The sequence below is a fragment of the Streptomyces sp. NPDC028928 genome (assembly GCF_055564915.1).
Genome location: NZ_JBVHVI010000005.1, coordinates 483,608 through 496,282, shown reverse-complemented (window position 1 = coordinate 496,282; position 12,675 = coordinate 483,608). Strand labels below are relative to the sequence as shown.

The window sequence follows — 12,675 nt, the reverse complement described above, 5'->3', positions numbered from 1 at the left end:
CCCTAGTGAGCGCCCGGTACAGATCCCCGCGCGGATCCACGCAGTGGGGCCGGGCTGGCGACATCTGCTGGAGCGTATGCATGAACAGATCCACGCGGTCTTTCCCGGCTACCTCCTGCTCGATCTCAAAGAGAAGTTCGGAGGCCTACGCGTCTACGTGGAGGACCACCGATCGGGGTATCGCCTGGCTTCGGTGTCTGCAGTGCACATACGGGAACGGGCGGCTCGTACGTGCTCTTTACACCGAACCGGGTTGCTCTCACCATCAATGCCTAGGGGTGGGGCTGGCACATGCCCGCCCATCGACCTGGAGGGGGCCGGGATGGGTGTGTTATGGAAGCTGGAACCGGCGACAGCCGCCAAACACCGCCTGTACCAGCGCTACTTGGATGCCTGGTGGCCCATTCTGCTGCAGACGTCCCAGCACACTGGTTATGCCCGCCCCCGTGTCACGCTCCTTGATGCTTTCGCCGGTCCCGGCCGCTACCAGGACGGTGAGCCGGGCTCGCCGGTCTTCATCCTCGAACGTCTACTGAACCACAGTGCGGTCGACCGCATGCACCTCAGTCCTCGGCGCGTGCACCTGATCTTCATCGAGAAGGACCCTGCCCGGCACAAGCATCTGATGGGCGAACTCCACTCTCGTTTCGGGCCGTTGCGTGACCTGCCGTTGCATCTCGAGGTCCAGCGCGGTGACGCCGGCAGCGACAGCGTGCCCCTGCTGACCCGGCTGGGTGCCTGGGGGCACCCCATCCTCGGCATCTTCGACAGCTGGGGCAGTGTCAATGTTCCGCTGGATGTAATGCGGCGCATCGCCCGCAATCCCTCCAGCGAGGTCGTCACCACCTTCGGCCCCAACTGGTTCAGCCGTCGTGAGAACCTCAACCCGGACGTCCTGGACACGGTCTTCGGCGGTCGGGCGTTCTGGACGCCGGCGAATGCTGAACTGCGTCCCGACGAGCGGTGGCGCGTGTGGCTGTCGACCTACCGGGACGCTCTGCGCCGGTCGGGCTTCCCTTACCAGCTGCAGTTCGAACTGGTCCCCCGCACGGGACAGCCTCTCTACCTCGTCTTCGGTACCGGCAGCACGGCGGGCCTGAAGGCGATGAAGGACGCCATGTGGAAGGTCGACGACCGGGATGGCGAGAGCTTCCGCGACCCGCGCACGCGCGGGGCGATCCCGGACGGCCAGATCGACCTGTTCCAGGCTGCAGGGCTCGCCGACACCGAACTTCTGGAGCTGGTCGCGCAGCGCCTGTCGATGGGACCGGCCCGGGTGGAGACGGTGGGCGAGTGGCTGCTGGCCGAGACCTCGCGCTGGCTGCCCAAGCATGCGCTGCAAGCCATACGTGAGATGCGGCAAAACGGTCAGGTGACCCTGCTCTCCAGCGGGAAACTCACGACAAAGAGCCAGGTCAGCCTACCCGCCTGAAACGGCATCGTTCCAAGGGGGCTTTGCCGCGGCGGATCAGACGTGGACGCGTTCCTCGGGGTATTCGCGGACCCGCAGAGCGGCGGGGAACTGGCTGATCTCCTTGTGCTCCTTGCCCCAGCGGGACCCGAGCTGCTTCACGAAAGGGGCGCAGCCGGACTGCCGGGACCTGGCCACCACGTCCGCTGCCCAGGCCAGGTCCATGGGGCGCGCCCCTGGCCCAGATTCGCCGCCCACGATTACCCAGTCGATGCCCGTCAGGTCCAGGCCGTTGAGTGGACCGAGCAATGGCTCGCACGACAAGAATCGCACCGCGGCCGGCACCTGGCGCAGATCCTCGATGCGAGGCAGTTCCTTCGCGCTCTCCACCGAGACCCCCATCCACAGATTCCCTGGCCATTCCAGACGCCCGGCGATCTGCCGTAGGCGTCGGGCTCGTTTGGTGAGGACCTGGTAGGTGTGCTGCGGAGTCTCAGCGATCACCTCGAAGACCTGCCGCACGTAGTCGAGTGGCACCCGGGCATGGAACAAGTCGCTCATCGAGTTCACGAACACCGTCCGCGGGCTCTTCCACCCATACGGCACCCGCAGGGCGTCCGGATGCAGCGTCAGTCCGAAGCCCGGGCCGGACGTACGCGGATCGCCGTCGGCCTGGTACTTGGGCGAGCCCATCGCCTTCAGCCGCTTCGCCAGCGTCAGCGCATAGCAGTGGTCGCATCCGGCGGAGATGCGGTCGCAGCCCGTCGTCGGGTTCCACGTCGCCTCGGTCCACTCGATCGCGCTGCGGTCACTCACCGGCCGGCCCTCCATCCCCTCGAACCGCGCCTCGCCCCGGCGGCCCGGTCACAGTCGCTGCATCCCCAACGACGTGTCGCATCACCGGACACCGGCATCCAACCATCTGACCGGCGCGCAGTAGCCACTAACCCGACAATAGAACGCTTGTCTTAATTTTTGGAGGTGGTAGGCCAGTGCAAACCAGCCACCCTGCCAACGGTCAGCAAGCAGTTCCGGCTTGTTGACGGCGTTTCCCACGGCTGGAACCTGATGCACAGCGCCCGCAGCCCGGCCGACGCGCACGTTGCGGGCGCGTGCTGCTCATCCGCGTCGGCGACCGGGCTGTGCCCGGGCGTCGATAGTGTGCTGGGCCAGGTAGGCGAGGACTGCATGGTTGGCCTCCCAGCCGTCGGCAACCTTGGAGGCGGCTCCGGGGTATACGGGGTCGCTGGAGGGGTGGGCGTCGAGGAGTTCGGCGATGCCGGCACGGGCCACGACGATGCAGGCGTGACGGTGTCGTGAGGTGAGGACGCACAGCCGGCCGGCTTCCAGGTGGAAGGCGGAGGCGTCGCCGCGGCCGGAGAGGGGGTGCAGGACGATGGTGACGCGGAATTCGCAGCCTTGCAGTCGGTTGGCGGTGTCGACGGTGACGCCGTGCAGTTGGGGGTACTGGCGGGCCAGGAGAGCGCGGATGTGGTGGGCCTGGCTGCGGTGGGCGGTGCCGATGGCGATGTCGCCTGGCAGCAGGACGTGGCCTTCGGGGTTTTCCTCGCAGGTGGTGATGGCGCGCCGGGCCAGCAGCCGCTCGGCGATGCCGAGGACGGCCTGGAAGGCTTCGATGTCGAGCTGGCCGGTGATGCGGGCCGGTAGTTCGAACAGTGCCCATCCGGTTCGGGCGGCGTGTTCGATGACCTCGTCGGTAGGGGTGCGCATGCCGGTGATGGGGAACGTGAGGGTGCGGTCGGCTTCACGGCTTCCGGTGTGGAAGGGCATGAAAGGGTAGAAGGCGTCGCTGATCAGGGGAACGGCTGAGGGCGGCAGGCGCCAGGACACGGGCAGGGAGTGGACGGGCAGGTCGCGGTTGTTGGCGAGCAGGACGGCGACCGCGCTGTTCATGGGGTCATGGGACAGGCCTTGGAAACGGTCGGTCTCGACCGCGGAGAAGGGGTCGAGTTGGCCGGGATCTCCGACGAAGAGTGCCCGGTCGAAGAGGCCGGCGGTCCACAAAAGCATGTCGGAGCGCATCTGGTAGGCCTCGTCGATGATCGCCCATGGCCATCGGCGGTCGGTGACCGTGGCCCATTTCATGGCGGTTCCCACGATGACGTCGGCCGTCTTTTCGAGGGCTTCGATGCGGGTGCCGATACGGATGCCGGGATGTGCCTGCAGGTCATCCGGGACGGTGTGTTCCGTTCCGGTGAGCCGGGCGATGCGCAAATGCGGATGGTGCCGGGCGAATCGCCGCACGAGATGGTCGACCTGGCTGTTGGTCTGGGCGATGACGGCGCAGGGGGCGCTGGATTGTGCGAGGGCGTCGGCGGCTCGGGCGACCAGGGTGGATTTTCCGGCGCCGGGCGGGGAGTCCACGACGAGTCCGCGGTGGGTGAGCGTGGGCAGTTGCTCCAGGATGGCGCGGGCGGCCGTGTCCATCTGCTGCTGCGGCGATGGCTGGTGGGAAGGTGTCACTGTTCTTCCTCGCCCTCGTCCTCGTCGCTGTCGGCCGGATGGTCGGCAGGAGGCCCGCCGTGGGTCCAGGGGGTCTGATCTCGTGCGGGGAATTCCGGCATCCGGTAGTGGTCTGGTGCGATGGTGAACACGAGGAAGGCGCCGGCTTCGGGCAGGACGGCGTGGTTGGGGCGGGCCACGGTGCCCATGCCGGCGGTGATCTCGAGTTCGACGAGGGTGTCGCCGTCGGCCGGAGTGACCTCGCAGATCTTGTAGCGGGCGTTTGGGTGGGTGTGGCAGGCCAGGAGCTGGCCGGGTTCCATGGGCACGGGGTCCGGGGTGGACACGGTGAGCCGGGGCCGCCATTGTGCTCGTCTGGTGGGTCCGCGCAGCGTGTGTTCCGGGTCGATGGTGGTGACGGGGCCGCCGAAGGCTTCGCCGGTGGTGCGCAGTTCTGCCCGTATGAAGGGGTCGTCGGTGGCGCGTTCGGCGGCGAAGGCGGTGGCTGCGTGTTCCATGCGGGCCAGGCGGACGGCGGCGGCGACGGCGTGGTCGCGGGCCGGCCGGGGGCGTCCGTCCTGGGCCAGGTAGAGGCATTCGTCGGTGAATGCGGTGCGTTCGTGGGCCCAGCGGCGTGCGGTGCCCTTGGCTTCGGGAAGAGCTTGCAGGAGCGTGTAGGCCTGCCACATCAAATCCCAGGTGGGCTGCATGTAGGTGGCCAACAGGCGGTCGAGTTCTTGCAGAGTGCGGGTCTGCTGCTGGCCCTGCGCCTGGCCCCGGCCTCTGGCATAGGCGTCGAACAGGGGGGCCAGGTGGTCGTTGTCGAAGGCGGCGTCGGTGGCTGGTCCCGCCGGGCGGTAGGTGGCCGGGTCTTCTGCTGTGTGTGCGGCGTCGCGTCCCGAGGCGGCGTGGCGGGGTGGGTCGATCCAGGCCAGCAGGGTGGCGAGGTCCTCGTCCTCCTGGGGACTTTGGCCGCTGATCCAGTGCATGCCGAGGAAGCTGGTCATGGGGATGAGGGCGGCTGAACCGGGGAGGTCGGCGCGGTCGGTGAGATAGGTGAGCCAGTGTCCCAGGCGCTGGACGGCTCGGGAGTCGGGATTCTGGTCGTCGACGCTGCGGAATCTCAGGTCGTCTCCGAGGTCTTTCAGGTGCTGCACGGTCTGGGGGTTGGTGACGAGGATCTGGGGGGCGTCGGTGTAGCGGCGGCGTGCCGGCTTGCTGGAGGTGGCGGGCAGGTGTTCGCTGTGCCGCTGGCAGGCGTCGATGTATGCGGTGACGGCGTCTGCCAGGGTGGCGAGCATGGGGGCGGTGCTGCCTGAGGGCGGCGCGACCAGGAGCCGGGGGCGGTGCGGGTCGGTGCCCAGCATGATGGCCAGCGGTCGTGCGGCGGGGCCGGTCTGCTTCAGCGCCAGCAGCATCAGCGGCTGGTCGCTGAGGTGGAGGTGGCGCAGTTGGCTGGCGCGTTGGGCGTTGCCGGTGTGGGCGGCGCGCATCCGCAGGAGTGAGGTCAGAAGGCTCATGCGGGGTCCGTCTGGAGGTCTGCGTGGATGCGCTGTGCGTGGCGCAGGGCCTGGGTGATGTCTTTCTGGCCCCGTGAGGGGTGCAGGTGCCCGTCGGTGAGGGCCAGGGCCGTGGCGATGGCGTCGATTCCCGCGAGGTCGTCGCGGACTGCGGTGCCCAGGGCCGCGGTCCTGCCCTGGTTGCGGGCCTCGGTGCGGCAGTGGAAGGCCAGGTCGCAGTGGTGGCGGCAGCCGGGGGTGTAGTACGGCCGCACGGCGGCGAGTGCGGCAACGAGTTCACCGCGGGGCCGGGTCGGTTTCTGGTCGGGGCCAGGCTCCAGGTCGAAGGTGGTGTTGGGGGGAAGCTTGTCCAGCAGTTGGGGCAGGCGCCTCAGTCTGCCGAGGTGGCGGCTCAGGTACTTGATCTGCTTGTGGGCGCTGAAGGGCGTGGCGGTGGGGTGGCGGGTGAAGTTGCGCGGGTTGACCAGGATCACGGTGTCGGAGACGCGGTCCGGCGGGAGGCCGTCACCAGCGAGGAGTTCACGCAGGGCCAGGACGTAGGCTGCGGCCTGGGTCAGCGCTGCGTTGGCCTTGATGGGGTCGGGCTGTCCGTGGATGACGGGGAAGGATTTGATCTCCACGACGTGAAAGACGCCGTCGCGCTGGAAGGCGATGACGTCGGGCTCGAGGTAGACCTGGTGGCCGGCGACGGTCAGACACAGTACGGGGTGGTCGAGCAGGGTGCGAGGGTCGTCCGACCTGCGGTGTGCTGCGCTGAGGATGCGGGAGCGGGTGTGGGCGCGGCGTAGCTTCAGGGGGGATTTGTCGTCATCGCTGCCGACGCTGTTGACGTCCTCGTAGGACACCTCCGACAAGGTCAGGCCCAGGGCTTGGCGGAGCAGCGGCACCAGGGGGGCTCCGGCTTGGGCGGTGACCTGGCGTTCGAAGGCGATGCCGTAGTCGAGGGCGAGCTGGGATTTTCTCAGCGGCCGCGGGAGGCCCAGATGGGCGGCGAGGGCGTCTTTGTCGATGCCGGCCGCGTCCAGCAGGGAGCGGCGGTCGCAGCTCGGATTGGCGGTCAACGCTGCCAGGGTGCGTGCATTGTGTGGGATGGGCGGCGCGGTTCCGCGTAATGCGCCCAGTCGTGCGTCGAGCGAGCTCACTGTTTTCCTTGGCGGGACAGGGCACAGCCGTGCTGGTTGCAGGGGCGGGTTTACGAAGTGCGGCGCAGGCGGTCGGTGTCGCGCAGGATATTGCCGAAGATCTGCTCCACGTCGCCGAGTTGCTCGCGTGCGCGCTGGGCCGCTTCGGCGCGGGTGTCGGCGTCGTCGTCGGCGTGGAGCTCCAGTTCCGCTGCGGCGGCCCGGCGCAGCGCGTCCAGGTCGAGCGGGCCCCGGGGTGTGTCGCCGTGGATGTTGCGGCTGTAGTGCAGCAGGAGTTGCTGGACGGGCTGCGGCATCCCGGTTTCGCCGGCGAGGTGTTCGGCGGCGTCCGCGAGCCGCAGGGCCGAGGTGAGGAAGTGGACTCGCTGGGTGAGCGGCCCCACCAGGCGCTGCTCCAGCGGCCAGGTGCTCAGGGCGAGCAACCCGCGGGCCGGTGAGAGCAGATCGGAGGTCAGCGCGGGGCAGATGTAGTAGGCGCGGCCGTAAGGCGCGGAGCGGAAGGAGCGTTCTTCGTCGCGGCGCAGGGTGGTCAGGCGTGCCGTGTTCAGCGGGCTGGAGAAGAACGTTTGGTGGACCTGGCTGAGCAGTTTCGGCGAGGCGGGGACGGTGAGGAGGGCCAGCGCCTGGTGGACCTGGTCGCGTACGGGCACGTCCTGGTTGGGCTCGGCGACTGCCAGCGCGGGCTGCGGCCGGACCTCTGGCTGGGCCTGTGGCTGGGCCGTGTCCGGGACATCACTGAGCCCGCACAGAACGTTCCAGGCGCCTCGAGTGCGCGCCAACTCCTCGCCCAATAGTTTCACTTGGGCGCTGTCGTGTTGCGTGAGCGCCTGCCGGATCGCCTCTTGCAGCTGTTGCATGCGCTTCTCGAGAGCGACCAGATGCTCATCCATGCCCGCATGCTAGCAGGCACTCGGGGCTCCCAGCTTTATTCCAGGCATTACCCAGAGCCCGCGTCTGATGGACCTGGCCGCCCACGGTCACCCTGGTCGGGCCCGGTGACTGCCGACACAGGCCCCGGCCGAGACCGTGTCCGGGACATCACTTAAGCCCGCACCGAACGCTCCAGACGAGTCGAGCGGATGTCAAATCCGCACCCGCAAGGCGAACTTGGAAAGTATCGTGTGCGCGTGAGCGCCTGCCGGACCTCCTCCTGCAGCTGTTGCATGCGCTTTTAGGGAGCGATCAGGTGCCCGTCCACGACGCAAGAGCGACGACTGCTCGGGAAGTCCAGTTTTCCTCCAGGGATTTTGGTGTACAGTCCCGGGCTCATAAGGCACCACTGGTGCCCTCCTACGCCTCGCTTCCAGAAGGGCGCATGAAGGCATGAGCAGACTGCTCCACACCTCCGACTGGCATTTGGGCCACGTCTTGCACGGGCATTCACGGGAGGAGGACTTCGATGCCGTCTTGGCCGAGATCGTGGCCATCGCCCAGGAGAGCCAGCCGGACCTGATCGTCCACAGCGGCGACCTGTTCCATTCTTCCCGTCCCACCGCTCGGGACCTGATCCGTGCCATGCGCACCCTGATCGAACTCGCCGCCATTGCCCCGACCGTGGTGGTGGCCGGCAACCACGACTCCCCCACGTACTTCGAGTTCCTCAACCTCGTCAGCGGCCCCTCCCTGGGCCGGGGCCTGTTCTTCGTCGACCGGCTCCGCCCGGCACACGACGGGGGCGTCTTCACCTTCGACGCCTGCGGTGGTGAGCAGCGAATCCGTCTGGCTGCCATGCCGTTCGTGCACCCGAACCGGTTCTGGCGGCGCGATTCCACCACCGGCACGTCGTATGCCGACTACACCGCGGCGATGCGCGGCCTGCAGGGAGAACTGACGGAGGCCTTGCACGAGGGGTACGACCCCGACCGGGACATCCTGCTGTTTACGGCCCATGTGTTCGTCAAAGGCGCCACGACCTCCCCGAGCGAACGGGCCGTGGACGAGGCCTTCGAGACCCCTCCCGAGGACCTTCCGGTGGTGTCGTACGCCGCTCTCGGACACATCCACCGCCCGCAGGCCATCGAGGGCCTGAAGTTCGCCGCCCGCTACGCGGGCAGTCCGCTTGCCATGGACTTCGGTGAAGCCGACGAGACCAAGAGCGTCGTGATCGTTGACGCCGACCCGGGACGGCCTGTGCGGGTGCTGCCGCGCCGGCTCTCCAGTGGCCGGCGGCTGACCCACTTCACCGGGACCCTCGAGGAGCTGAAGGCTGCGGCCGACCAGTACGACGGGACCTTCCTCAAACCGGTGATCACCGGCGAGGAGCCCGACGGGCTCCTCAGCCAGAAGATCGCCGAGATCGTCCCGAACGCGATCCTCATCAACGCGGCCCCGGCGCGGGAAGCGGCCGCCAGCGCCGTCCTCGACGGTGACCTGGGTGACGAGCCGGAACTCCCCGACGCATTCCGGGCCTACCTGGCACGTGAGGGAGTGGACGCAGATGCCGCGGAGTCGACCGTCACCGCATTCCTCCACCTGCTCAACGAACTCGACGACGAGACGCTGACCCCGGTCCCGGCCGAGGAACAGCTGCGCGCCGCGCTGGAAAACCCCTGGAAGGAGGCATCATGAGGCCCTTGCAGCTCACCCTCACAGAGGTGCGCAGTTACCCCGGCGCCTGCACCATCGACGTCACCGGCAAGCATCTGCCTGGCAGCGCCGGCGATACCGGCGCGGGCAAGTCCGCCGTCCTCGAGGCGATGGCTTTCGCACTATACGGGGCGTGCCCATGGCCGAAGGGCAGCAGGGGTTTTGAGGAACTGCCGCGCACCGCGCTGGAAGACACCGGGATGGAGGCACCGTGAAGCCCTTGCGGCTCACCCTCACGGGAGTGCGCAGCTACGCCGGCACCTGCAGCGTCGACTTCACCGGCAAGCGCCTGCTCGCCATCCTGGGCAACACCGGCGTGGGCAAGTCCACCATCCTCGAGGCGATCATCTTCGCCTTGTACGGGACGTGTTCGTGGTCCAAGGACCCCAAGGCCGCCTACGAGCTGATCGGCAAGGGATGCCCCAGCATGGACGTGGCGTTCGAGTTCTCGGCGAACGGCCGCGAGTGGAGTGTGCGCCGCACTCTACATGCGGAAGGCAAGAAGGGGCCGCAGGCCGTGCTCGAGCCCCTGGCCGAAGACAGCGCCGACTTGCGGGTCGACGGCAAGGCCGCGGTGACGCAGGCGGTGACCCGGATCATCGGGCTGGACTGGGACGGCTTTGTCAGCACGGTCCTGCTGCGCCAGGGGAAGTTCGACGCCCTCCTCAAGGCCCCCAGGGCCATGCGTGCTGACATCCTACGGCACATCTTCGGCATCAACGAGCTCGAGCGTGTACGCAAGCGGGCCGGCGTGCGACTGGAGCGCCTGAATACGCAGATCACCGAGGCAACCAGGGCCCGCGCGATTCTCCTGCCGGATCCTCATGCTGCCGCTTCCCAGGCGCTGCTGGATCTGGAACGCACCCGGGGTATCGCGGCCCGTCGGCGCGAGCGCCTGGATGCGCTGCGCGCGGCCCAGAGCCGGGCTGTCGAGCACAAGCATCGCAAGACGGGCTTGGATAGAGCGGCGCGGCTGCTGCGTGAGCGTGCTGTTGCGGATGCGAGCATCACGTTGGCCGCGCTGGCGCGGAAGAAGAGGGAACTCGATGCCGAGGCAGCAGAACAGGAGACCACCGGACGCGACCTGACCGCGAAACTGGAGGCGGCGCAGGGCGCACTGGATACGGCCGCACAGGCCGGTGACACGCTCCGATCCCTGTCCAGCGCGTTCGCTGTCCTGTCCCGCCTGCCGGAGCGTGCAGCCGGCCTGGACGCCATCGAGCAGCGGCTGAAGCAGGAGCAGCTTCAGCACGACGAGCACGAGCAGGAGCACGCGCAGGCACGGCAGGAACTAGAAGAGCACGAGCAGCGCAAGGCAGCCCTCGTCGAGGCCGCCGGCCGGGCCGAGCGCATGGTGAGCGAGGCACGCACGCACACCGACCAGATCCAGGAGGCCGTCCGGGCAGCGCTGCAGGAGGCCAACGCCGCGGCCGGGCATCTGCAGGCGCAGCGCACGACGCTCGAGATGGTGGAGGAACAGCGCGGCCACAGCGCCGGCCTGGAGAGCGAGCTGAAGAAGCTGCGCGGCGCTTTGGAAGCAGCCCAGGACGGCCTCGCTGCGCTGCAGCGCAGGGAGGCCGCTCACGCGGCGGGTGCCGGTCTGGCGCCCGGGGACGCCTGCACGGTGTGCACCCGGCCCGTCCCTAACAACTTCACTCCCCCGCCGCTGTTGGACGGCAAGGCGCTTGCTCAGGCCAGACGCAAGGTCACCATACGCTCGAACGCCGTTGAAGCGGCGGTGGAGGCCAAGGCGGAGGCGGCCGCCCAGCTGAAGGGAACCGAGCGCAAGGTCGAAAGGCACCGCCGCGGACACCTGGCCGCCCGTGAGCGCATGGACTCGGCGCTGCTCCAGGTGCAGGAGCTGGTGGACGCGGTGCACCCGGCCGGTGCTCCTGCCACGGCCACCGCCCTGGACACGCTGGGCCGGCAGGCGACGGCTCAGGCGCATGCCCTTGCCGAGGGCGAACCAGTAGGCCGGGCGGAGATCACGCGTGCGGTCAAAGGACTTGCCCAGCCGCTGCGCGACGCGGAGGGTGAGGCCCTCGCGGCACACACGAGCGCCCAGGCGGACCTGGGGGCGGCGCAGGCCGAGCACGAGGCGGCCCAGGCCGAGCTCAAACGCCAGCGCGGGCGCTTGCAGCGTGAGCGCAAACGGCTGGACAAGACCCGGCTGCAGTACGAAACCGAGCTGGCGAGTCTGCTGACGGAGGTCGGCGAACTGCCGCCCTCCATCCGCCCCGCCCACTCCTCCCCGTCACAACTGCCCTCCCTGCAGGACATCGCCTCCGCTAAGGAGGCGGCAGGCCAGCGCCTCGAACGGCTCGATCAGAGGACACAGGAGCGTGACGACGCCCGGCAGGCCCTCACGCTGCACAGCGAAAACCTGCAGGCCCTGGACGCACGCCGCCGGCGCACGGTTGAGACCCCCGCCCGCAATCTCATCAAGCAGCTGGAGCGGTGGGCGGACACAGCGGCCGATGCCGCAGGCCTTCTCGAGGCCGAGGCATCCCCCGACCTGCCTCCCGTCCCGGACGCAGGCGACCTGGCCGCCGTCGACACCTACTGCATGGCCCTCGCCTCGCTGCATCAGCGTCTGACCGGCACCCTCGGACAGGCCGCCCAGCACGCCGCCGACGAGGTCCGCGCATTCGAGAAGGAGCTGATCCGCCAAGCCGGCGCCACCGCCGACGAGACCGACCAGGACCCCGGCTTCTCCGTGCCTGCGAAGAGCGACCTGCTCGCCACCGCCGTTCTCGACCCGCTCAGCCGCAAGACAATCCAAGCCGAAGCCGCGCACGACAAGGCCAAGTCCGACCTGAGCACCGCACAGTCCCAAATCCCCTACGCCGACGCGCTGGGCACCGCCCTCGAAGCCGCCAACCAGCAGGCCGCGGTGTGGAAGAGCGTGAGCGACCAGCTCACCGACGGGAAGTTCCTCACCTATCTCACCGATCAGCGCACCCATTCGCTGCTCAGGCACGGCAGCAGGATCCTCCGGCAGATCTCCATGGGTGACTACGCGTTCACCGAGGACTTCCAGATCCTTGAACGCGCCACCAATCACGCGCGCGACCCGGAGACCCTCTCCGGCGGAGAGACTTTCCAGACCTCCCTCGCGCTGGCGCTGGCGCTCGTCGAACTCCACAACACCAGCCACAACAAGCTGGAAAGCCTGTTCCTGGACGAAGGCTTCGGCTCGCTGGACAACACCCGCCTGGGCGACACTCTCGCCGTCCTGAGCGACAGCGTGGCCCAGGACACGAGAGTCATCGTCATCAGCCACCTGTACCCGGTGGCCGAGGTCGTCGACGACGTCCTGCTCGTCAACAAGACCGACCAGGGCTCCACGGCCGCCTGGCTCACACCGCAACAACACACCTCAGTCATCCACGACGGGATCCGGCGCCTGCTGGAAAACACCTGAGCAGTACCAGTGCCAAACCGGGCACCACAGTCGCCGAGAAGCCCATCTCCCGGCCCCCGAACTTCGGGCGCCGGCGGCTCACCCGTGCGGTGACCGGCGGGCCCGGCGCTTCCTTCCCGGCGCATCACA

At 68.5% G+C, this 12,675-nt stretch carries 9 protein-coding genes; 4 read left to right on the top strand and 5 right to left on the bottom strand.

Annotation, left to right across the window (positions count from 1 at the left end):
• Window positions 1–322 precede the first annotated feature (322 nt).
• A complete protein-coding gene (locus ACZ4U1_RS15690) occupies window positions 323–1,432 on the top strand; it encodes a three-Cys-motif partner protein TcmP (protein ID WP_467903493.1) in 1,110 nt (369 codons plus the stop codon).
• 36 nt (window positions 1,433–1,468) lie between these two features.
• Here ACZ4U1_RS15690 and ACZ4U1_RS15685 read toward each other — a convergent pair whose 3' ends face one another.
• The 5 genes from ACZ4U1_RS15685 to ACZ4U1_RS15665 all read right to left on the bottom strand — a co-directional run bounded on the left by ACZ4U1_RS15685 (window position 1,469) and on the right by ACZ4U1_RS15665 (window position 7,426).
• Window positions 1,469–2,227 (bottom strand): DUF5131 family protein, encoded by a 759-nt coding sequence (locus ACZ4U1_RS15685; RefSeq protein WP_435644768.1) that lies wholly within the window; start codon window positions 2,225–2,227, stop codon window positions 1,469–1,471.
• A 303-nt stretch (window positions 2,228–2,530) separates the two neighbouring features.
• Window positions 2,531–3,895, bottom strand: coding sequence for a DEAD/DEAH box helicase family protein (locus tag ACZ4U1_RS15680; protein WP_467903491.1), 1,365 nt, complete (start codon window positions 3,893–3,895; stop codon window positions 2,531–2,533).
• A complete protein-coding gene (locus tag ACZ4U1_RS15675) occupies window positions 3,892–5,394 on the bottom strand; it encodes a hypothetical protein (protein ID WP_467903489.1) in 1,503 nt (500 codons plus the stop codon). Before ACZ4U1_RS15675 ends, ACZ4U1_RS15680 begins: the two co-directional genes overlap by 4 nt.
• On the bottom strand, window positions 5,391–6,455 hold the full coding sequence (locus ACZ4U1_RS15670; protein ID WP_467903487.1) for a hypothetical protein: 1,065 nt from the start codon (window positions 6,453–6,455) through the stop codon (window positions 5,391–5,393). Before ACZ4U1_RS15670 ends, ACZ4U1_RS15675 begins: the two co-directional genes overlap by 4 nt.
• A 131-nt stretch (window positions 6,456–6,586) precedes the next feature.
• A complete protein-coding gene (locus tag ACZ4U1_RS15665) occupies window positions 6,587–7,426 on the bottom strand; it encodes a hypothetical protein (protein ID WP_467903485.1) in 840 nt (279 codons plus the stop codon).
• Window positions 7,427–7,859: 433 nt separating this feature from the next.
• Between ACZ4U1_RS15665 and ACZ4U1_RS15660 the strand changes: the two genes are divergently transcribed.
• Genes ACZ4U1_RS15660 through ACZ4U1_RS15650 form a run of 3 tightly spaced genes read left to right on the top strand, consistent with a single transcriptional unit; the run spans window position 7,860 to window position 12,546 of the window.
• The gene (locus ACZ4U1_RS15660) at window positions 7,860–9,104 is read left to right on the top strand and encodes a metallophosphoesterase family protein (protein ID WP_467903483.1); all 1,245 of its coding nucleotides are present in this window, start codon (window positions 7,860–7,862) and stop codon (window positions 9,102–9,104) included.
• Window positions 9,101–9,337 (top strand): AAA family ATPase, encoded by a 237-nt coding sequence (locus ACZ4U1_RS15655; protein WP_467903481.1) that lies wholly within the window; start codon window positions 9,101–9,103, stop codon window positions 9,335–9,337. The genes ACZ4U1_RS15660 and ACZ4U1_RS15655 overlap by 4 nt, the downstream gene beginning before the upstream one ends.
• A 26-nt stretch (window positions 9,338–9,363) precedes the next feature.
• Window positions 9,364–12,546, top strand: coding sequence for an AAA family ATPase (locus ACZ4U1_RS15650; protein WP_467903479.1), 3,183 nt, complete (start codon window positions 9,364–9,366; stop codon window positions 12,544–12,546).
• The last annotated feature ends 129 nt before the right edge of the window (window positions 12,547–12,675 follow it).